The organism is Catenovulum adriaticum, from assembly GCF_026725475.1.
Lineage (GTDB): Bacteria > Pseudomonadota > Gammaproteobacteria > Enterobacterales > Alteromonadaceae > Catenovulum > Catenovulum adriaticum.
The window spans coordinates 2514718-2535908 of sequence record NZ_CP109965.1 but is presented as its reverse complement, the minus strand read 5'-3'; the positions used below and the strand labels follow the sequence as shown (position 1 = coordinate 2535908).

Genomic DNA, 21191 nt, shown 5'->3' with positions numbered 1-21191 from the left:
TAAATTTATCCAAAAGAGAGTTCGCTTTGATTACAACCGCAAATATCACCATGCAATTTGGTGCTAAGCCTTTATTTGAAAATATATCTGTAAAATTTGGTAATGGTAACCGTTATGGTTTGATTGGCGCAAATGGTTGTGGCAAGTCAACTTTTATGAAAATTTTAAGTGGCGAATTAGAGCCAAGTGCCGGTAATGTCTCTTTAGATGTGGATGAGCGTTTAGGCAAATTAAGCCAGGATCAATTCGCTTTTGAACAATATTCAGTTATCGACACCGTTGTGATGGGTCATAAAGAGCTTTGGGATATTAAATCTGAGCGTGACCGTATTTACAGTTTGCCAGAAATGAGCGAAGAAGATGGTATGAAAGTCGCTGATTTAGAAACTGAATTTATGGAAATGGATGGCTATTCAGCTGAATCTAAAGCAGGAGAATTATTATTAGCGGTTGGCATTCCGGTTGAGCAGCATTTTGGCTTAATGTCAGAAGTAGCCCCAGGTTGGAAACTCAGGGTATTATTAGCGCAAGCATTGTTTTCTGACCCAGATATTTTATTACTTGACGAACCAACCAATAACTTGGATATAGACACCATTCGCTGGTTGGAAGATACCTTAAATGCGCGTAAATCGACCATGGTTATCATCTCGCATGACCGCCATTTTTTAAACTCGGTCTGTACACATATGGCTGATTTAGATTACGGTGAATTGCGTGTTTATCCAGGTAACTATGATGAATATATGACAGCGGCAACGCAGGCCCGCGAACGTTTAATGGCGGACAATGCGAAGAAAAAAGCCCAAATTGCTGAGTTACAAACTTTCGTAAGTCGCTTCTCGGCTAACGCATCTAAAGCAAAACAAGCCACCTCACGTGCTAAACAGCTTGAAAAGATTGAATTGGCAGAAGTAAAAGCCTCTAGTCGAGTTAATCCATTTATTCGATTTACGGAAAGTAAAAAGCTTTATCGCAACGCATTAGAAGTTGAAAATCTGAGTAAATCGTTTGACGATACCCCTGTATTTAAAAACGTTAATTTTATGGTTGAAGTAGGTGAACGAGTCGCTATTATTGGTCAAAATGGTGCTGGTAAAACCACGTTAATCCGTACTTTATTAAATGAGCTAACCCCAACTAGTGGTACGGTTAAATGGTCAGAAAATGTGAATTTTGGCTATTATGCGCAAGATCACTCAGCTGATTTTGAACAAGATATGGACTTGTTTGATTGGATGAGTCAATGGAAAAAAGAAGGCGACGATGAACAAGCGGTACGCGGTTATTTAGGCCGTTTATTGTTTTCTGCAGATGATATTAAAAAATCAGTCAAAGTGATTTCAGGTGGTGAACAGGGTCGTATGTTGTTTGGTAAAATAATGATGGATAAACCCAATGTTATTTTAATGGATGAACCAACCAATCACTTGGATATGGAATCAATCGAATCGCTTAACTTGGCGCTTGAAAATTATGAAGGCACTTTGTTTTTTGTTAGTCACGACAGAGAATTCGTATCATCTATAGCCACTCGTATTTTAGAAGTAACAGATAACGGCATCATTGATTTTGCCGGCACTTATGAAGAATATTTAAAAACCAAAGAAGTTTAATCTTCACTTTAAATTAATTCTCATAAAAGCCAGCTAAGTTTCATCTTAGCTGGCTTTTTTGTTTTATATGAACCAATTGTCTAGAAATAAACTTGATTTGTGATGTTTAGGAGCCACTTATATCATTATAAATTGGCTGTTGGGTTTATCAGTTTTCATTATGTTTATGGTAAGTAAGAGTAGAATTGGTGTTTAAATACTAAAAAGGAAGGCGTATGGCAGAAGATAAATTGAATAACCCTTTAACTTTAAAAATGGGTCATGAAGAGCTCATTATTCGCCGCCGCTACGAAGTACTGAGTATTATTAACGATTTTGTTGTCGCCATATTATTTTTGGTTGGTAGCATTTTATTTTTGTTTCCTGAATATGAAAAAGCAGCGATATGGTTATTTATATTCGCCAGTTTTCAGTTTTTGCTTCGCCCAGCGATTCGATTATCGAGTCATATTCATATAAAACGAATTCCACCTAATACTTGGGAAAATTAATCTTTACTAATTGTGGCCTGAAAACGGTCAAGTGATAGTGCCTAAATTATCGCTTTCTAATGAGAGTTCTCGATTGGTTTTTCCATAAAGTAATCATTTTTGAATATAAAAAGCCCGCTAATATGTACGTATTAGCGGGCTTTTTATAGGCTTGTACAAATGCTAAATTTAAGGCATTAATTTAAGGTATTAGCTTAATGCTTTAAATTTCTGTTGCTTCAGCTCGTAATTGTTTCGACTTTTCTAAAGTGCGATTTAATCCATTAATAAGCGCTTGAATTGCTGCCGTGGTAATATTGCTATGCTGAGCGACGCCAAAGTGTGTTTGTCGGCCACCAATTTTTAGTTCAATATAACAAATTGCTTTTACTTTTGAACCAGAACCAATTGAATGTTCGTGGTAATCAATGACTTCAATTGGCAAGTTATAGTATTGGCTTAACGCCTGCGCAGCTGCATCAATTGGACCGTTACCTAACCCAATCACTTCTACTGATTTAGCCTGATATTCAAATGCAATTTCTACTTGCTGTTGGTTGTCTGAATAGTCAGTTACATGATTACTTTTGTATTCAATCGGCGCAGCTTTTGCTAAATACGCTTGATTAAACAATTCAACGATTTCGTTGCCTGTAATTTCTTTACCTCGGCTATCGTTAACCTGTTGCACCATTTTACTAAATTCAATTTGCAATTTACGCGGTAGTTTAATACCAGCTTGCTGTTCTAATAAAAAGCTAACGCCACCTTTACCAGATTGACTGTTTACACGCACCACAGCATCATAGCTTCGGTTTAAATCTGCTGGATCTATGGGTAGGTAAGGGACTTGCCACAATGCATCTTTATCTTGCACGGCCAACCCTTTTTTAATCGCGTCTTGATGTGAGCCAGAAAACGCAGTAAATACAAGTTCACCTGCATAAGGATGACGTGGGTGGACCGGAATTTGGTTACACTCTTCAACTAATTTAATGACTTTATCAATGTCAGAAAAATCCAATCCAGGGTTAACCCCTTGAGAATATAAGTTAAGTGCCAACGTCACTAAATCAACATTGCCAGTGCGTTCACCATTGCCAAACAAGCAACCCTCAACACGGTCCGCACCAGCCATGACAGCAAGTTCAGCCGCAGCAACAGCAGTGCCTCTGTCGTTATGCGGATGCACACTTAAAATGATGGCTTCGCGGTTATTTAGGTTTCTGTGCATCCACTCAATTTGGTCGGCATAGGTATTTGGTGTATTCATTTCCACTGTAGCCGGTAAGTTAATAATCATTTTATTATCAACCGTTGGTTGCCAAACATCGTTTACTGCATCACAAACTTCTTTAGCGAGTTCTATTTCAGTGCTTGAAAAAACTTCTGGCGAGTATTGATAAGTCCAATTAACTTCAGGCGCATTGGCAGTGAGTTCTTTAACCCATTGAGTGCCTTGAATAGCAATATTTTTAACACCCGCTTTGTCAGTACGATAGACAATTTCTCTAAAGGCGGGTGCAAGTGGATTATACATATGCAAAATTGCTTGTTTAGCGCCGCGCAAACTCTCAACGGTGCGCTCAATTAAATCACGACGCGCTTGCACTAATACCTCAATTGTTACGTCGTCTGGAATGTGGTTTTCTTCAATTAGCAAACGGGTAAAATCAAAATCAATTTGTGAAGCTGACGGAAAGCCTATTTCAATTTCTTTAAAGCCCATTGCAACCAATTCTTTAAAAAAGCGTAGTTTGGTTTCAATTGACATAGGGTCGATTAAAGCTTGGTTGCCATCACGTAAATCAGTGCTCATCCAAATAGGTGGCTTTTCAATAAAGTTGTTTGGCCATTGGCGATCGGGCAAGCTAACCCCAACAAATCTTTGGTACTTGCTAGATGGATTATTAATCATATGTGGCTCCAAGCGATAAAATTGAATTTTAAATTTTTAATATTGTTTATGATACGCAAAATAGCAGGTGAATGATTGCTAAGATAGGATTAATTTAGTACTTTAACGCAATATAATTTCATATATAATCTATTTAAGAGCATAAAATTTCTTTAAGTGGTGAAATGATACTAGATAAATACGATAAACTGATTTTACAAACAATTCAACGCCAGGGACGGATTTCAAATCAAGAGTTGGCAGAAGCCATTAATTTGTCGCCTTCACCATGCTTGCGACGCGTTCGGCAGTTAGAAGACGCGGGATTAATTGATGGTTATGTTGCATTAGTAAATGCGCGTGAGTTAGGGTTAACCTTATTATCTTTTATTCAAATTAGTATGGATAAACATACGCCTGAACGGTTTGCCAGCTTTGAAAAAATAGTTGCTGAGTTTCCGCAGGTATTAGAATGCCATTTAATTACTGGGCAAAGTGCTGATTATTTATTAAAAGTGATCGTGAAAGATATGGACGATTTTCAGCAATTTTTATTAAATAAACTCACTCGTATTGAAGGGGTAAGTGGCGTGCATTCATCATTTGTTTTAAAGTCACCAGTAAAATCAACGGCTTTGCCGATTTATTGAAGTGCATCTCAGCAAATCATGTAGACTAACGTATAATTGATTTGTCTGAAGATGATTAACACGTAACGAATTAACACGTAAAAATGTAAGGGAATTTAATATGTTTACTTTAATAGCCAAACTCTTTATTGCGCTCAACTCCGAAGACTCCCCTAAACAAATCAGCTACGCCATTGCGTTGGGTATGATTATTGGTTTAACGCCGCTACTTAGCTTGCATAACTTATTGATTTTGCTAATAGCGTTTTTAGTTAGAGTACATTTAGGATCATTTTTTGTCGGCTGGACTCTGTTTAGTATTTTAGGTTTATTATTCGCCCCCTTATTTGCAAGTCTAGGTCAATACTTATTAACCTTGCCAGCTTTAGAAAGCACTTGGGATGCGTTGTATCAATTTAGCTTTATGCGTTTGGCTCATTTTCACCATACTACTACTTTAGGGGCTTTGTTGGTTTCGCTGGTGTTATTTTTCCCCCTCGTTTTTATTCTTAACTTTTTAATTGCTGAGTATCGAACTCACATTATGGCTTTTATTTTGAAACTTAGATTAGTGCAAATGTTGAAAGCCTCAAAAGTTTATAAAATTTACAACTCACTGCAAGGAGCTTAATGATGAAGAAGTATTTACGTTGGCAAGGGTTGTTAGGACTGATTGCGTTTTTAGCTTTAATTGCTGGTTTCATTTATATATTAGCCGGCTGGTTAATTAAAACTGGTATAGAGCAAGGCGGTGGCTGGTATATGGGCGCCGAAGTGAACGTGGAAGAAGTAAACGTTAATTGGTCACCTTTTACTTTAGATATTGTTGGCTTTCAGGCAACAGACCCAAATGAACCTGAATACAATGCAATGCAATTTAAGCAAGCTAAAGCTGAGCTTAACCTTTGGCAATATATGTTGGGTAAAGTGATCATCGAAGATATTAGGCTAGCTGAATTAGAATTTGGTGCTAAACGTGAAAGCGTTGGCGAAGTTTATCGCTCTGCTGAAGACGGTAAAGGCTCGTTAGATGAGACAGTTCAACAGGTTAAAGAAGTTGAAATGCCAGATATAAAGCAGTTATTAGAAGATTCTAATTTAATTACTGTTGAAAAAGCGGAGCAGCTTCAACAAGTTTATAATGCCGAAAAAGCGCAGTTAACTGAGCTTAAAGACAATTTACCAGATGAAGAAAAACTGGATTTTTACAAAACTAAAGTTAAAGAAATTCAAGATACCAAAATTGAAAATGCAGAAGATTTAGTCAAACTTAAAGCGCGTTTAGATGAACTGAAAAAGCAAATTAAAGCGGATAAGCAGCAAATTGAAAATGCAAAAGATACCCTTAAAAATAGTAAAGACAATATCGATTTAGCAGTGACAGAGCTAAAACAAGCACCTGATCAAGATTGGCAAGCGGTTAAAACTAAATATCAGTTAGATACTTTTGAAGCTGAAGATGTTGCCCATATTATTTTTGGTGAAAAAGGCCGAGAGTATTACAACCAAGGTATGGATATATATCAAATGCTCAAGCCATTTTTACAGTCAGAGCCAAAAGGGGAAGACGAAGCTATTGTTGATTTAGGTCAATATATTCATTTTTCTGAGCAAGATCCACAACCCGATTGGTTAATCAAAACCGGTTTAGTGAGTGTAAATACTCCCCAGGGCCAATTTAGTTTAGATTTGTCTGAAATTAACACTCAGCACTGGAAACGCAATCAACCGAGTTTAATTGAAGTTAGCTCAAACCAGTTGCGAGGTGATGGCCAAATTAGCGGTAAAGTTGATTTTTTCAAAGCTAAAGATGGCAACTTACTAAGTGAAGGCCAATGGCTATTAGAGCAATTTCAAATTGGGGCTGAGCAAGTGGATGAAACAGCGTTAGCAGAAAACGCCAAATCGGCGCTTGCTTTGGCTGCGGCTAAATTAATGGCTGACGGTAAATTTAAATTGAATAATTTTGATCTTGATGCTGTGATTAAATTAGATTTACTTAACCCTGTTTTCGTAACGGATGCGTCTAAAAGCTGGCAGAGAAAAATTGTACAGGCATTAAATGATGCTGGCACAATCCCAGCTGAAATTGATTTAGTCGGCAATGTGCTATTGCCTAAATGGCATATTAGCTCACAAGTTGATGATATAATTAAAGGTAGTGTTACTCAGCAAGTTGATGAAAAAGTGACTGAATTAAAAGCCGAGTTACAAACTAAGCTAAACGAAAAGGTGGCGACTACCTTAAAGTTATCGGATGACCAAGCGAGCCAAATCGCTAACTTGGATGACTGGTTAAATGATGCTGATGGTACGCTCAATAATTTACTGGATACGCAGTTAAAATCAGTTGTTGAGCAAGAAAAAGAAAAAGCGAAAGATAAAGCCAAAGACAAAGTAAAAGATAAACTAAAAGGCTTATTTGGCAGTTAACCTCAACTCGATTTAATGAATATGTTTCAAACGGCCCTTTTTCACGGGGACTGAGCTAAATTCACTTGCATACAACCCCATGGATGGGGACGTAGAGCTATAAGATTAGTTAACGTAAATTTAGGCTAGACATGTTAACTTCTATTTTTACTTTATAACCTAAAATAAAACGATAAAAGCAGCTTTAGGGTGATTTCATTTAATGGCGTTACTTTATAAGCTGCTTTTTTGTTTTTGTAGATTTTTATAGATAAGTTAAACACATTGAGGTTTGGATAATAAATAGCGTCTTGATTGTTGAGGCACAATTGCCCTCTATATAAGCCAAGCCTATATCCCTAATATCTTAACTAATTCTTTATCTGAACTTCAGGTTGGCGACAAAACTTGGTAATATTTTTATGCTATTTTATAATCTTGTTATAGTATATTAAAGTAAGTTGCTTAGTGTGTTGTTATATTTATATGCTAGCCAACAAACCAGGCTGCCAATCAATAGTCCCTATTAGTGGAATCTAATGAAACAAAAAAAAAGAATAGCCATACTATTTAATGCAAGCAAGGCCTATGATCGCAAGATCATTTCAGGGATTGCACGTTATATGCAGCAAGGAATTGAATGGGATCTTTATTTAGAAGAAGATTACCTAATCCATCTAGAAAAAATTAAATATTGGCAAGGGGATGGCATTATTGCTGACTTTGATGATCCAAACATTATCGAGTATGTAAAAAATCAGTCAGTTAAAGCGGTTGGGATTGGTGGCTCTTATCAAGATGCTAGCCTGTATCCAAATAATATTCCTTATGTCGCGACTAATAATCATTTGATCTCAAAATTGGCGGTAGAGCACTTTTTATCACTTGGTTATCATAATATGGCATTTTACGGTGTGCCTGACCGGCCAGACAATCATTGGTCACGAGAGCGTGAATCGTCTTTTATTCATTGGCACAACGAGCTAGCAAAAGAGACACCCGCGCCTCATATTTACCATGGCTTTCTAAGTAGCTATCGAAATTGGACAAAAGCGATGAACCAGCTTGAAGAATGGTTGGTAGAGCTACCTAAGCCGGTTGCTATTTTTGCGGCTACCGACACCCGAGCCCGGCAATTAATTGAAGCTTGTCGTTCCGCTGAGCTTAAAATTCCCGATCAAGTGGCCATTTTGGGAGTTGATGACGATGACATCGTTAACGTATTAACCGGACATAGGTTAAGTAGTGTTCGTCAAGGCTCTGAATACATGGGATTTTTAGCAGCGCAATTATTAGATCAACAGTTCAATAACAAAACCGTTGAGCCTATGGTGCAGGTGGTTGAACCCATTGGGATTGTACAGAATGCTTCAACCGATCATTTTGCGGTATCTGATCAAGTGGTTAAAGATGCTATCAGTTATATTAAACAGCATGCTTGTGATGGCATTCAAGCGACTCATGTTTTACGCCATTTAAAGTTGTCTCGGGCCAATGTAGAAAACCGCTTTAGAGCACACTTAAATAGCTCTATCCATCAAGAGATTGTTAAAGTGCAATTAGCGAAGGTAAAACAGCTATTGTTGCAAACCAATTTAACCTTGAGTGATATTTCTGAAAAAACTGGCTATAACACAGTGCAATACATGATTATGGTATTTAAAAAGCAAACTCAGCTAACACCCACTCAATACAGAGAAAGGTTTGTATAGTGGTTGCTTGTATTGAGTTGGGCTAAGCAGCCTATGAAAAGGTTATTTGTTAATTCTGTTTTTGGCTCTACAGCCAGTATTCGTCGGCAAATACTTAGCACGACGATCATTGGTATTATCCTTTTAAGTTTATTTGGAAGTTTGCTAACAGCTTGGGTAACCAATTATAAAGTAAAGCAAATTATCACGACCGACGCAGTCGAAGAGCTCCAAGCATTATCTGAGTTAGCCGCTTTAGCGTTATCAACCCGTAATCACCAAGATGCCAAAAATGTAATTCAACAATTAATTGGTAATGGGTCTATTATTGGGGGCGCTATTATTAATGGTGATGGTCAAACTTTAGCTAACCAAAATATTGAATCTAATTTTATTTTTCAACATGTGTTAGACGAACCATCGATTCATAAAGTCCAAATGCTCGAAACTCCAAATCATTTTTTATATTGGCAAGCTGTTAATCAATTTGATCAACAAATTGAGCTTGATAATACCGCTCGTCCAGAAAAAATAGTGGGTCGGGTGGTATTAAAAATTAGCAAACAAAGCTTAATCGATACCCGAATTGACATTTTTTTAGCGACTTTTTCAATTGGTTCTATTACATCAATTTTTTTAATTGGGTTGATTAATATTACCGTGAACCGGCTCATCAAACCCATTGATCGCTTATCAGATTTAATGGTGGAATCTAAGCAAACAGGCATGCATTTATTGTCGACCGAAGAAGGGCCGCTAGAAATTAGAAAAATGGCAAAAGCCTATAATGCAATGATCACCGCACAAGATCTTCAAGAAGAGACGCTTCGAACCTATAGTGAACAACTTGAACAAGAAGTAGTATCGCGAACTCAGGCTTTAGAGCGTGCACGCGATGCGGCGTTAACTGCCTCTCGGCACAAATCGACTTTCTTAGCCAACGTAACGCATGAATTAAGAACCCCTATGCAGTCGATCATTGGTTATATTGATTTGGTAAAGGAGGAGTTAGAACTGGATGGCGAAAATGATTATTTGGTTGATTTAAATAAAGCCCAGCAAAGCTCAGAACGGTTACTTTTGTTAATTAATGATATTTTAGATATTTCGAAAGTAGAAGCGGGCCGTATGGACATTAACTTGGGCGTCGTTGAAGTTAAACCCATTATTCAATCGGCGATAGATGCGATTGCGCCATTAACGGGTAAACATCAAAATTTATTAGTAGGCCCTCAAAATCAAACCGAATTATTTATTGAAACAGATCAAAACATGCTAGTTCAAATTGTGATTAATTTATTAAGTAATGCTTGTAAATTTACCAAACAAGGCACTATTAGTATTGATTATTACTGTGACCAAACAAATTTTTATCTTGAAGTTATAGATACGGGTTGTGGCATTAATAAAACTAAACTCAATGATATTTTTGATGAATTTAGACAAGTGACCCGTTCAAAAATTCATGACGATAAAGATAAAACAAAAGATGGAACAGGCCTTGGTTTAGCTATTAGTCAAAAATTTGCTCTGTTGCTAGGTGGCGAAATTACTGTTGTTAGTGAATTGGGTGAGGGCAGTGAGTTTAAGCTTAGGTTGCCATTGTAATTAAAGCGCTTTCTGATATGTATTTTAGCTTATGCCCATTTGGCCCATAACCCAGCTAATGCGCTAGCCCGGTTAATACTTTAGTAAACCGAGCTACATACATTGCATATTAGATGAGAGAGTACTAGATAAGAGAGTACTAAATGGCGATTAAAATCTTATTCTCAGCGAGGTAATAAATTACACCGGACTGCTATAGCCTAACGGGTAGGCAGCAGATGTATTTTTACTTTGCAGCGCTAAAGTAAATTGCTGACTGAGTAAATTAAGGCTGAGTTGTTGAGCACCTTGGAATTGCTTTTGGCATTGATATGCATTGTCTGCCAAGGTTTGTTTATAAGTTTTGTCTGTTATTAAGCGATCAATTTGAACCGCTAAATCATGGCTATGTTGAACCAATACCGCTGCTTTTTGTTCAAATAAGCATTTGTAGCTATCCGCAAAATTAAACACCTGATCACCGGTGATAATCGCTTTATGCTGACAAGCGGCTTCAAACGGATTATGCCCGCCTCGCGCCACTAAACTGCCGCCAATAAATACAAAGTTTGCCAAGCCAATGTATAAATCCATTTCACCTAAAGTATCACCTATTAAAACCTGTGTATTGGTTTTAATAGCTTGTGTGTTTGATAATTCGCTCCGTTTTTCAATATTAAATTGCAAGCGAGTGTCATTGGCAACAAGTTCAAACCGCTCCGGATGACGCGGTACTAAAATTAATAACGCGTTGGGGTGGGTCAATAACACTTGTTGGTGAGCGGCTAAAATTTGCGACTCTTCCCCTTGATGGGTACTGGCTGCTAAATAAACAGGTCTCTCTGTCAGTTGCCAACTAAGCTTTAATGTTTGAGCTATCTTTACCAATTGCGGTTTTGCTTGTGTATCAAACTTAATATTACCTGTTATTTTTATCTTTGTATCGGTACAGCCAAGTTGTTTAAATCGTTCAGCATCGGCGTTAAATTGAGCGCAAACTAAATCGATATTTTGCATCATAGCTTGGCTAAGCTTTGCCAGTTTTTGATAACCTTTTGCACTGCGCTCAGATAAACGCGCATTCATAACAAGTACTCTGCCATTTTGCTTTTTTGTATGATGAATTAAATTAGGCCAAAGTTCTGTTTCCATTAACACAAGTAAACTGGGTTTAATTTGCTGAATAAAACGGCGTTGAATAATAGGTAAGTCAAATGGCATATAGCAATGAGTGACATTATGACGGAATGTTTTTTGTATTTGCTCAGAGCCTGTGGGGGTTGTGCTGGTAATAGTAATTGGCACATTAGGATGACGCTTAATAAAGGCTTTAATTACAGGGGTAGCGGCAATAGTTTCACCCAGCGACGCTAAATGAAACAACACACCGTGAGCTTCTACTTTAAGTGTTTTTTTGGCTAGCCTTTCATCCCACCTAAAACCGTATTCGGCTTGTTTACGTGATTTTCGTTTTAACCTTAATAGCATTAACGGCAATAAAATTCGCATCAGTTGGTTGTAAATAAAATGAGTCATTATTTCGCCCGTTATTTAGCTTTTGTATTTGATTAAAGCCAATTTATTCGGGCTGGGTGTCATTTAGGTGAAATAAAGATGAAGTATTTTTGACGACATTGTCATTTAAATCAAAAGCCGAAAATGGAATCAACACAAGCCGCGGCTAATACTATGCCCAATACCATTTTAATTATTCGTTTAAGCGCGATAGGTGATGTGATTATGGCATCAGCTATTTTGCCTGCGCTTAAATCAAAATATCCAAATAGCAGATTAGTTTGGCTTGCTGAGCCAGCTGCCGCTAGTTTATTAAGCGATCACCCATTAATTGATAAGTTAATCATTTTACCTAGGGCGCAATGGCGGGCGTTAAAGCAACAAAAACAATATAGGGCTTTATACCAAGCCGTTAATTTGTTTATTCGCGAGCTTAAACAGCAAAAAATCGATTGGGCAATTGATTTACAAGGATTATTAAAAAGTGGCATTTGGGCATGGCTGAGTCGAGCTAAACGCAGAATAGGATTAGGCTCTAAAGAAGCAAGTCAATGGTTAATGACAGAATGCGTTAAGCGAGTAGCGGATGATCCCAGAATGTGTTCTGAATATCAGGACATGGCGGAGTACTTGGGTTTATATACTCAAAATTTTGAAATGTCGATGCCGGTTTCTGAATCAGAATCAGAGGCAGCTAACTCAATATTGCAAGCTCAAGGATATGAAAATCAGCAAAAATTTGTTGTTTTTTGTCCTTTTACCACTCGAGCACAAAAGCATTGGATTGATCAATATTGGCTGGCATTGGCAAAACGTTTTGCTGAATTAAATTGGCCTGTTGTTATTTTAGGCGGACCAAGCGATGCAGCTCACGCTGAGCGTTTATCCAGACAAATTAGCCACACCAATACAGTGCTAAACTTAACTGGTAAAACTTCGCTTAAACAAGCCGCTAGCGTTATTAAACAAGCAAATCTATTAATAGGAGTTGATACTGGCTTAACACATATGGGAATTGCCCAAAAAACGCCTACTTTGGCAATTTTTGGGTCTACGTTTCCATATACAGATACCCAATGTGAAACGGCAAAAGTTGTTTATAAAAAGCAAGCTTGTGCGCCATGCAGAAGAACCCCAATTTGTGATGGCGCTTTTACTTGTATGTGGCAAGTGACACCAGACATGGTATGGCAACAAGCTAAGTATGTGATAAAAGAAAAAGTGTCATGAAAAAAATAACCGTGGTGCATATTGAAGCAGGGCGTCATTTGTATGGTGGGGCGCTGCAAGTCGCTTATTTATTGGGTGCGCTAAAAAACAATGTAAATGTTAATAATATTGTGATTTGCCCGCTGGGTTCAGAAGTTGCAGAGCATTTTTCTAAACATAACGGGTGCAAGATAATTCCAATTAAAATGAAAGGCGATTTGGATATTGGTTTAACGTGGAAAGTGAAGCGGATTTTAGCGCAAGAAAAAGCCGATATATTACATATTCATAGCCGCCGCGGAGCGGATATTTATGGCGGTTTAGCTGCGAAAATGCTAAACATTCCCAGTATTTTAACCCGGCGGGTCGATAATCCAGAATCTCGCTGGTGGTGTAAAATTAAATACAGGCTATTTAATCAAACCGTTGCAATATCGGATGGTATACGCCAAGTTTTATTAAACCAAGGGTTGAGTCCTAATCAAGTTAAAACAGTTCGTAGCGTAGTTGATACAGAGCACTATCAACCTATTCAAAATTCTGCGTGGTTTACAGATACATTTAATGTTCAAGCTGAGCATTTTGTAATAGGTATTGTGGCGCAGCTCATCGAACGTAAAGGTCACTTAGTTTTATTTAATGCGCTGAAAGAATTGCTCAAAAGCTACCCGCAGATTAAAGTTTTGGTGTTGGGACGCGGCCCTCAAGCCCAGCATTTAAAAAATAAAGTAGCTGAGTTAGATTTACAACAAGCCGTTTATTTTTCAGGATTTAGAGCTGATCTTGAGCAGGTATTACCCAATTTAGATGTACTGGTTCATCCAGCTTATATGGAAGGTTTAGGCGTTTCTTTATTACAGGCTTGTGCGTGTGAAACGCCTGTTATTGCCAGCGCGGTAGGTGGTATTCCGGAGGCCATAAAAGACAAGGTTAATGGCTTGCTTGTACCTGCTGGGGATGTCCAAGCGCTGCAAAGTGCCATCGAAACATTAATTTGTAATCCTAATTTAAGGCTTCAACTGGCTAAACAGGCAAGAGAAAAAATGTTGAATGAGTTTTCAATTCAGGCGATGGCGAATCAATATCTTAATTTATACCAAAAATTGGATGCCTAACTGTTTATAAAGTTGACTACGCCGGTCATCTTTTGCCGGTGTTATACAGGCTACTTCAAGTTCGGGTCTTAACCATTTACTAGTGAGTAATGCTGCCGACAGGTCGCCTACAATTTTTGTTTGTTTAAAATAAGGCAGGTAAAACTCAAATGGAATCAGCGGATTTAACAAGGTGATTTGAGGTAATTGGGCCAAATTTAGTGCATCTGTGGTGGTATTTCTGGGATGATATTTGATGAGTACAGGCTTATGTTTTGCTGGCAATAATGCCATTATTTTTTGTTTATAACGGTCAATATTTTGGTAATTAGATTCGTGTGGCAATATAAGCACCATAGCGCAATCTTGTAATTCGATGGCTTGGCTCATGTGCTGATTTAAATTTAATAACTGACAAGCAAGCGCCTGCATCGGCTTAGAGGCAAAGTTATTAGGTAATTTAACTACTTTTTTTTGTTTTAGTTCTGAACATATCAGGTCAGGAAATGCCGCGTAGACTTGATTTATTTTGCTTGAAAAACCTGCACTTTCAGGTAACTCTCGCCAATTGCCGTAGACTAAACGGTTAACCGGTCTGCTTATCCAATTTTCTATCCATTTAGCTTTGCGTGGTAAATAGCTAAACAAGCCATCTTCATAATAAGTTGAAAAAGCTTGAGGCTTTTTTTTCAACATTAAACTATGCGCATACTGAAACTCGATACGACGATCATTACCCGTGAATAGCTGACAAGGTTGATATTGTAAAATTAACGTATTAATTTGCTGTAATACTTGTTTTCGGTAGGCTATTTTGTTTAATAAAGATTTTTGTTTAAACGAAAGAATAAACACCTGTGTGAATGGTGAATCAGGCCATTTTAAAATGGCCTGATAATATAGGTTTTGCGTTTCATTTAAGGTTTGATCTATTAACAATAAAACGGCTTGGCGATTTGGCACTTGATTCGCTTTTGCGATTGAACAAGCTAATAAAATATTCAGTGGTGTTGATGCAAAATAAAATTGGGTCGGTTTCATATTATGACGATTTAAGTGATTCTATTTGTTTAATGACATATTCAGCACACACCTTGGGCAAAATATCAGCGTTAATATTGCTAAATTGGTGCTGCTCTGCTTGATAGAATTTTTCGGTTAAGGCTTGTGCTGTATTACTTGCAACCACCCAGTTTTCTAATTTACCAGTTAAGGCCTCAGGTATTTTGTTATCAAATTTAAAACTGATGACTGGGGTATTTAAAATGAGTGCTTCTACAAAGGTGTTTGGAAAGCCTTCATAATCAGAGCAATTAAATAGCAGTTTAGCTTGTTTGAACCATGGGTAAGGGTTTTGGGTAAAACCAGGACAAATAATGCGTTCAGTCAATTGGTACTGTGCAGCCATTGTTAATACAGCTTGTTGATCATTGGTCAAAACCACTAATTTCACATTTGACTGAAATTGTGAAAATGCACTAAACGCAATATCAAAACGTTTTTCAGGTGAAAAGCGAGCAACAAACAAATAATAAGGGGTTTGGGGCAAATTGTCAGGGGCCGCTGTCGCGAGCTGAGTAATTTTATCTATATCATATGCGTTGTGAATAACGGTGAGTTGCTGTGGCGCAATCAGTGCATTGTCGCGTATGTCATCGGCAATAGAGTGGCTGACTGCAATTAATTTTTGCCCATCATAAATTTTTATTTTTTGTTTTAAATGTTTTTCAGGTTGGGTTGAGTATTTAAGTTCACGCGATAGCGGGCTATGAATGATATACCAGATATTATCCAATTTAGTTTTAGACAAAACCTGATTGCAATGATGTAAATTGGATAAAATTAAATCAAAAGAAATTGCTAGCTTTTTTAATGTGCGGGTTAATTTTTTTGCCATTCGCTGGCGTCGAAATAGTGGAAGTTTTAATCTTTTTTTATGATGGATAAAAGTGACTGGAAAGTTTTTTGGTAACTGATACTGACCATGTTTGTGCAACACAATTAAATGAGCTTGATGACCAGCTTTAAGTAAAGATTCAACTAAATTGATAGCAGCTTTTTCAGCACCACCAACAGACAACGTATTAATACAAACCGCAATGTGCATAAATCAATGTTATACCCAGAAATGGTATTAATTTGCCTAAACAATATGACAAACGAATGACATCTGGGTTAGATTTTTATCAGTTAGTAAATTAAATATTTTCAGGGTTGAGGGTCGCTAAATTTTTCGAGGTAATCAACGATACGCTCTGATGTTAAGCCATCAGTAGGTCCTACATGTTCAGCGGTATACTGTTTTCGCTGAGCTCTGCAAAGTTCTGGATTTTTTAGCTCGTGCGGAATTGCATTTTTTAACGCTTTATAGGATTGAGCATGTGTTCCTATGTCCTTATAGATAACGTTATCTTTGCCAAATCTGCGTTCAAACCTATATTTGAAAATGCCTCTATATGACCATTTTAGTTTATAAAAATCACATACAATAACAGGCTTATCTAGCGCTACAAACTCAAATAGGGTAGAAGAGGCTTCACTTAGCAATATATCCGCGCTCGCCATAAAAGGCAGGAGTGAAATATCAGATGGCTGTGCAACATAGGTATTAGTAAATTTATCCCATTTAGCAAGTTTTTGGCGCTGTTTTTTATAGTATTTTTTTGTATAGGTAAAAGTGTGAGGCTTTATCAGAATATTGTATTGTTGAAAGTCTTTTGGCCAATTATCGGGAAAGCGTTCGAGTGAACTAGGGTTAAAAGTTGGAGCATATAATATTGTTTGTTTACTAGAGTCTAAGCCTAGCTTTGCGATATCTAAGCCGGTTTCGGCTCCAGTAAACAAAGGGTCAAGTTTAGAAAACCCCACTTGAACAAAATTATCCTTAGGATATAATTTTTTGATTTTTTCCAGTCGCATTGCGCCTTCAATAAACCTAACGGTCATTGGGGTTCTGGACTTATGATAATAACTTGGTTTAGGTCCTACCCCATGACCGAGTTGAACTGTTTTTGACACAGCATGAATTTGTTCTAAATGGCTAAAGGCGTTACCAAAAAAGATCCAGTCAGCTTTTTCCGAAACATAAAAATCCCGGGCTTCGGATGTATCATTCACCCATTTAATTGGCAAGTTGAGTGATTGACTAAAGTCCTTTTCGCTATTTTTGCTCCGATAACAAACAAAAATACATTTATGCCCTTTTTTAGTGAGCACATCGCATATAGGCAAATACTGAGGAAGGTAGTATATGTTAAGCGTGTCAAAAATGATTTTCATTTGGTATTTATTCTTGTTTGTTAAATCTTAAAGCCTGTTGGTTGATTAGGGATCTTAAATATAAACCTTTGATACGGTCTCAACCAGCTAATTTATTTTAGCATTATCATCATTTAAGCAATCCCATTCTTTTACTGGTTTTTGCCAGTCACCATATCTCAAGGTTAAATATTGAGTATAGTTTTGCGGCACCAAATATTTCTGCTTATTAAATTCATAAGCTTCAGTTTTATCATAAAAACGCTTTGGGATACTTTTTATTACAAAGTTATTTTTGCCGCCAACAGTCCAGTAATAATTTTCTTGATCGCTGTATTTTACAAAAATATCCATACGAACTTTACCTTTGAAAAAGAACCATTTTCGATTGCTGATTCGAATAAGGCGTAAGTTTCCTTCTTTGATGGCTTTGTAGTTGGTAAAATAATATCGTTTACGAACTCGGTATTTTTTAGGCAATGCTTTAAGCGCTTGCTTTAAGTTAGGGATTTGATGCTCTGTAATAGTGAGATCCATATCGTCATCCCAAGGCAGCAACCTATTTTCTCTTACGATACCTAATAACGTTCCACCTTCTAAGCAATAATCCACTTTATTTTGGTTAAATACGCTACCAACATTTGAAAGCATTTTTAAGGCGTCTTCGGCTACTTTTCCAACCAATTTATGATGTCCGGCCATGTTTTTCCTGTTAGATTTTTTCTAAAACTGAACGCAGAAAAGTGCTTGAGGTATGATCAGTATAAGGGAAATAAACGATTTCAACGCCTCTGGTGGCAAATTCAGCCTCAAGTTTGTTCCATGAATCACTGCCTTTCCAATCACTACCCACAAACATGCGATCAAATTTTAAGTTATTCCATGCTTGAATTTTGTCCATATGTGTTTGTGGTACAACTTCGTCTACAAACCGAATTGATTCTACTATCGACATTCTTTCTTCAAACGGAACTATCGGTTTTTTATTTTTTCGCGAAAATGATAGCTCATCGGTTGTTACCCCAACGATTAAGTAGTCGCATTCCATTTTTGCGCGGCGTAATACATTTAAGTGTCCAATATGAAACAGGTCAAATACCCCTGTTGTATATCCAATTAGCTTGTTCAAATTTAAACCTATCATTATTATTTATTTACGTATAGCAACCGTGAGCTTTGGGTTTGCTTTAGAACAGTGCTATAGTTCGCTCGTTTTCTTTTTGTTGAAAAAACATAAGCATAAATAATACCAGATAGTTGGTATTGAAACTACTTTGAATGTTTTCTTTCATTTAGGTTGAAGAACGGAGTTCTCTTGCAAAAGCGTATCATAACTTTTGGCACATTTGATGTCTTTCACGTTGGCCATATTAATATTTTAGAAAGAGCTGCAAAGCTTGGTAATTATTTAATAGTTGGTGTATCGACCGATGCTTTAAATTATTCTAAAAAACAGCGCTATCCTGTGTATAGTGAAGCAGACAGGATGAAAATTATCAGTTCACTTAAATGTGTTGATCAGGTTTTTGCCGAGCACTCGCTTGATTTAAAGCGTGAATATTTAATTGAGCACAAAGCTGATGTGTTAGTGATGGGAGACGATTGGGCAGGTAAATTTGACTGCTTTAAAGATGTGTGTGAAGTGGTTTATTTGCCTCGTACGCCTTCAATTTCCACCACTGAAATTATTGAAGTTGTGAAATCTCGCCCAGAATAAACAAGACATAATTCATAACGACCGAGTACCGATTTTATTTGGTGTTTGGCTTTTTTATGTTTTTTGCAGTTTTAGCAGTTTTAGCAATGCCCGTTTTTGGGGGATTTTTATCTCATTTTTAAGCACTGGGCTATTTAAACGGTTAACAAAGCAAAATGGGCGTAGCTTAGAAAGCACAGTCTCGTTATTGGTTTCCTTACTAAATGCACATGTTTTCGCCACTAAAATGATAATTAAACATGAAACATGCTAAATCTTAATACCCATTTCTAAATTAACTTTTACTTCCAATATTTCATCTTTTTGCGCATTTTAAAATTACGGACTAAATTAAGGGGTAATTTTTTGCGGGCTCGTTTACCTTTTTCTACAATGTCATCCACTGCGGTTAAGATTCTTTGTGACGATAAACCATCTTGATACGGATGCATTTGCGCTGTGTATTGATTAATTTGTTCAATAAGTTGTGCATTTGGCTCTAACGCTTGGCTGAGTTCGCTTTTTAACTGTTTTGGCTCAGTAAAATCCATTAATTCAGGTTCGGGTTGAGCATTTTTATAGGTCACAGCTGGTTTGCTCAGTAACATAAACTCAGTAATGATAGAGGATGTGTCAGATAAAATAACATCGGCTGCATGTAACACCGGTGCTATTTCAGCTGTTTCTATTATTTGCAGTTTATCATGTGCTGCGGCGGTAAATTTTTCAATCCAATTTTTATCCATTTTTGGGTGAAATTTAACAATCCATTGCCAATTTTGGGTATGGCTTAACTGGATTATTTCTTCAAATAAATCTGGCGCGCTGGTGAGTGCCGGTGAAAAGGTAGGCGCGTATAAAATGCAAGGTAATTCTGGGTTATTAACTGGTAAAGGCGATGTTTTAAACAAAGGATCTAGCTTAGGCCAACCAGTTTCAACTACATCAAAGTACGGATGTTTTTTGGCTAGTTGATTAAATTTATTAGTAAATAACGGTCCTTGTGTACAATATAAATCAAAGCAATCTCTAATCACAAAGTGACCTTTTTTCTTCCACTCAAAACCGTGAAATACTTGTACTTTTATACCGGGAATAAAACGGGGAATAATATTTCCAGGAACAAACGAGGCGATAGGGTGGTAGTTTACCGCTTCGCTAGCGTTAGCTGTAAAAGCTTCGTCTTTGTTAAACAAATCTTTATTAACTTCATTTCCATAAATAAACCAAAGGACTTGATCCCCGTTTAATTTAATTTGCTGCTGAAGGGGTCTTAAGATCTCGAATGAATAATTCTGGGCGATAAAAAATAGGTACTTTTTCATATTTATTGACTGCTCTTTCCGCTGAGGCCGACATAATGCCATAGCTTATCCTTAATGCAAAGCCGCTTTTAATTCATAGTTAAGCTTGTTTTTTAAACAAAAAATTGAATTGAGGTGCAGATTTAAAAGCAATGACTACAATCGAATAACAAACCAGTGTATTCTAAATGCCTTATCTTAATTTAAACTGCAAGAGCGTCGTTGCCTATGTCTACATCTATTCTGAAAAAAAGCTTTGAGCAAAACCTTGCTAGTCATCTTGAATTGTTTAAAACCCTTTCGGTACATCAAGATGAATTATTAACTTTGGTCGAAAAATGTCAGCAAGCTCTGGCAAACGGCGGCAAAATTGTATTTTGTGGTAATGGTGGCAGTGCTGCTGATAGCCAGCACTTAGCCGCTGAGTTTGTCGTAAGATTCAAAAAAAACCGACGTCCTTTAGCTTCAATTGCGTTAACGACAGATACGTCAATCTTAACTGCTCATGCCAATGATTTTGGGTTTGATACGGTATTTAGCCGGCAGGTAGAAGCGCTTTGCAGTGAAAAAGATGTGGTTATTGGGTTAACTACCTCTGGTACGAGTCCTAATATTAATTTGGCGTTAGAGGCTGCCAATGAAGTGGGTGCTTATACCGTTGCTTTTACAGGTCGAGATGGCGGTAAAGTAAAAGAGATTGCAAATTTACCTATTATAGTAAAACACCCTGAAACGGCGCGCATTCAAGAAGCGCATTTATTTATGGGACATTGGGTGTGTGAAGCGTTTGATCTATTAATTGAGGACTAAATA

General features: G+C 37.2%; 19 protein-coding genes. 11 read left to right on the top strand and 8 right to left on the bottom strand.

Features of this window, described 5'->3' with window-relative positions; all coding sequences use genetic code 11:
• Positions 1–26: 26 nt before the first annotated feature.
• Positions 27–1616 (top strand): ABC-F family ATPase, encoded by a 1590-nt coding sequence (locus OLW01_RS11070; RefSeq protein WP_268073975.1) that lies wholly within the window; start codon positions 27–29, stop codon positions 1614–1616.
• A 215-nt stretch (positions 1617–1831) separates the two neighbouring features.
• Positions 1832–2107, top strand: a complete 276-nt coding sequence (locus tag OLW01_RS11065) for a YrhK family protein (RefSeq protein WP_268073974.1) — start codon at positions 1832–1834, stop codon at positions 2105–2107.
• A 202-nt stretch (positions 2108–2309) separates the two neighbouring features.
• Here OLW01_RS11065 and leuA read toward each other — a convergent pair whose 3' ends face one another.
• Positions 2310–4004, bottom strand: coding sequence for a 2-isopropylmalate synthase (gene leuA, locus OLW01_RS11060; protein ID WP_268073973.1), 1695 nt, complete (start codon positions 4002–4004; stop codon positions 2310–2312).
• Positions 4005–4168: 164 nt separating this feature from the next.
• Here leuA and OLW01_RS11055 point away from each other — a divergent pair, with 164 nt between their 5' ends.
• The 5 genes from OLW01_RS11055 to OLW01_RS11035 all read left to right on the top strand — a co-directional run bounded on the left by OLW01_RS11055 (position 4169) and on the right by OLW01_RS11035 (position 10323).
• Positions 4169–4633, top strand: a complete 465-nt coding sequence (locus tag OLW01_RS11055; protein ID WP_268073972.1) for an Lrp/AsnC family transcriptional regulator — start codon at positions 4169–4171, stop codon at positions 4631–4633.
• 100 nt (positions 4634–4733) lie between these two features.
• A complete protein-coding gene (locus OLW01_RS11050) occupies positions 4734–5243 on the top strand; it encodes a TIGR03546 family protein (RefSeq protein ID WP_268073971.1) in 510 nt (169 codons plus the stop codon).
• A complete protein-coding gene (locus tag OLW01_RS11045; protein ID WP_268073970.1) occupies positions 5243–7045 on the top strand; it encodes a TIGR03545 family protein in 1803 nt (600 codons plus the stop codon). Before OLW01_RS11050 ends, OLW01_RS11045 begins: the two co-directional genes overlap by 1 nt.
• Before the next feature lie 518 nt (positions 7046–7563).
• Positions 7564–8736 (top strand): DNA-binding transcriptional regulator, encoded by a 1173-nt coding sequence (locus OLW01_RS11040; protein WP_268073969.1) that lies wholly within the window; start codon positions 7564–7566, stop codon positions 8734–8736.
• A gap of 33 nt (positions 8737–8769) precedes the next feature.
• Positions 8770–10323 (top strand): sensor histidine kinase, encoded by a 1554-nt coding sequence (locus OLW01_RS11035; protein ID WP_268073968.1) that lies wholly within the window; start codon positions 8770–8772, stop codon positions 10321–10323.
• A 180-nt stretch (positions 10324–10503) separates the two neighbouring features.
• On the opposite strand, the gene waaA is transcribed toward OLW01_RS11035, so the two are convergent.
• Positions 10504–11838: a lipid IV(A) 3-deoxy-D-manno-octulosonic acid transferase gene (gene waaA / locus OLW01_RS11030; RefSeq protein WP_268073967.1), complete on the bottom strand. Its 1335-nt coding sequence runs from the start codon at positions 11836–11838 to the stop codon at positions 10504–10506.
• A gap of 123 nt (positions 11839–11961) precedes the next feature.
• Here waaA and OLW01_RS11025 point away from each other — a divergent pair, with 123 nt between their 5' ends.
• A complete protein-coding gene (locus OLW01_RS11025) occupies positions 11962–13047 on the top strand; it encodes a glycosyltransferase family 9 protein (protein ID WP_268073966.1) in 1086 nt (361 codons plus the stop codon).
• Positions 13044–14141, top strand: coding sequence for a glycosyltransferase (locus OLW01_RS11020; protein ID WP_268073965.1), 1098 nt, complete (start codon positions 13044–13046; stop codon positions 14139–14141). Before OLW01_RS11025 ends, OLW01_RS11020 begins: the two co-directional genes overlap by 4 nt.
• Here OLW01_RS11020 and OLW01_RS11015 read toward each other — a convergent pair.
• The 5 genes from OLW01_RS11015 to OLW01_RS10995 form a co-directional block, all read right to left on the bottom strand.
• Positions 14118–15161 (bottom strand): polysialyltransferase family glycosyltransferase, encoded by a 1044-nt coding sequence (locus OLW01_RS11015; RefSeq protein WP_268073964.1) that lies wholly within the window; start codon positions 15159–15161, stop codon positions 14118–14120. The genes OLW01_RS11020 and OLW01_RS11015 overlap by 24 nt on opposite strands.
• 1 nt (position 15162) lies before the next feature.
• Positions 15163–16227 carry a glycosyltransferase gene (locus tag OLW01_RS11010; protein ID WP_268073963.1) on the bottom strand — a complete coding sequence of 355 codons (1065 nt, stop codon included), beginning with the start codon at positions 16225–16227 and terminating at the stop codon, positions 15163–15165.
• A 101-nt stretch (positions 16228–16328) separates the two neighbouring features.
• Positions 16329–17399, bottom strand: a complete 1071-nt coding sequence (locus OLW01_RS11005) for a CDP-glycerol glycerophosphotransferase family protein (RefSeq protein WP_268073962.1) — start codon at positions 17397–17399, stop codon at positions 16329–16331.
• Between the two features lie 87 nt (positions 17400–17486).
• On the bottom strand, positions 17487–18080 hold the full coding sequence (locus OLW01_RS11000; RefSeq protein ID WP_268073961.1) for a LicD family protein: 594 nt from the start codon (positions 18078–18080) through the stop codon (positions 17487–17489).
• A 10-nt stretch (positions 18081–18090) separates the two neighbouring features.
• A complete protein-coding gene (locus OLW01_RS10995) occupies positions 18091–18507 on the bottom strand; it encodes an FAD synthase family protein (RefSeq protein WP_268073960.1) in 417 nt (138 codons plus the stop codon).
• 186 nt (positions 18508–18693) lie between these two features.
• Here OLW01_RS10995 and OLW01_RS10990 point away from each other — a divergent pair, with 186 nt between their 5' ends.
• Positions 18694–19095 (top strand): FAD synthase family protein, encoded by a 402-nt coding sequence (locus OLW01_RS10990; RefSeq protein WP_268073959.1) that lies wholly within the window; start codon positions 18694–18696, stop codon positions 19093–19095.
• 281 nt (positions 19096–19376) lie between these two features.
• Here the strand turns inward: OLW01_RS10990 and OLW01_RS10985 are convergent, their stop codons facing one another.
• Positions 19377–20399: a CDP-glycerol glycerophosphotransferase family protein gene (locus tag OLW01_RS10985; protein ID WP_268073958.1), complete on the bottom strand. Its 1023-nt coding sequence runs from the start codon at positions 20397–20399 to the stop codon at positions 19377–19379.
• A gap of 207 nt (positions 20400–20606) precedes the next feature.
• On the opposite strand from OLW01_RS10985, the gene OLW01_RS10980 reads away from it, so the two are divergent.
• On the top strand, positions 20607–21188 hold the full coding sequence (locus OLW01_RS10980; protein WP_268073957.1) for a D-sedoheptulose-7-phosphate isomerase: 582 nt from the start codon (positions 20607–20609) through the stop codon (positions 21186–21188).
• Positions 21189–21191 lie beyond the last annotated feature (3 nt).

What these genes read in the sequence shown, in the direction of transcription:
- leuA (WP_268073973.1), bottom strand. Translation starts at nt 4,004, where the DNA reads ATGATTAATAATCCATCTAGCAAGTACCAAAGATTTGTTGGGGTTAGC.
- OLW01_RS11035 (WP_268073968.1), top strand. Translation starts at nt 8,770, where the DNA reads ATGAAAAGGTTATTTGTTAATTCTGTTTTTGGCTCTACAGCCAGTATT.
- OLW01_RS11000 (WP_268073961.1), bottom strand. Translation starts at nt 18,080, where the DNA reads ATGGCCGGACATCATAAATTGGTTGGAAAAGTAGCCGAAGACGCCTTA.
- OLW01_RS10980 (WP_268073957.1), top strand. Translation starts at nt 20,607, where the DNA reads ATGTCTACATCTATTCTGAAAAAAAGCTTTGAGCAAAACCTTGCTAGT.
- waaA (WP_268073967.1), bottom strand. Translation starts at nt 11,838, where the DNA reads ATGACTCATTTTATTTACAACCAACTGATGCGAATTTTATTGCCGTTA.
- OLW01_RS11065 (WP_268073974.1), top strand. Translation starts at nt 1,832, where the DNA reads ATGGCAGAAGATAAATTGAATAACCCTTTAACTTTAAAAATGGGTCAT.
- OLW01_RS11040 (WP_268073969.1), top strand. Translation starts at nt 7,564, where the DNA reads ATGAAACAAAAAAAAAGAATAGCCATACTATTTAATGCAAGCAAGGCC.
- OLW01_RS11025 (WP_268073966.1), top strand. Translation starts at nt 11,962, where the DNA reads ATGGAATCAACACAAGCCGCGGCTAATACTATGCCCAATACCATTTTA.
- OLW01_RS11045 (WP_268073970.1), top strand. Translation starts at nt 5,243, where the DNA reads ATGATGAAGAAGTATTTACGTTGGCAAGGGTTGTTAGGACTGATTGCG.
- OLW01_RS11020 (WP_268073965.1), top strand. Translation starts at nt 13,044, where the DNA reads ATGAAAAAAATAACCGTGGTGCATATTGAAGCAGGGCGTCATTTGTAT.
- OLW01_RS10985 (WP_268073958.1), bottom strand. Translation starts at nt 20,399, where the DNA reads ATGAAAAAGTACCTATTTTTTATCGCCCAGAATTATTCATTCGAGATC.
- OLW01_RS11010 (WP_268073963.1), bottom strand. Translation starts at nt 16,227, where the DNA reads ATGCACATTGCGGTTTGTATTAATACGTTGTCTGTTGGTGGTGCTGAA.
- OLW01_RS11055 (WP_268073972.1), top strand. Translation starts at nt 4,169, where the DNA reads ATGATACTAGATAAATACGATAAACTGATTTTACAAACAATTCAACGC.
- OLW01_RS11005 (WP_268073962.1), bottom strand. Translation starts at nt 17,399, where the DNA reads ATGAAAATCATTTTTGACACGCTTAACATATACTACCTTCCTCAGTAT.
- OLW01_RS11050 (WP_268073971.1), top strand. Translation starts at nt 4,734, where the DNA reads ATGTTTACTTTAATAGCCAAACTCTTTATTGCGCTCAACTCCGAAGAC.
- OLW01_RS11015 (WP_268073964.1), bottom strand. Translation starts at nt 15,161, where the DNA reads ATGAAACCGACCCAATTTTATTTTGCATCAACACCACTGAATATTTTA.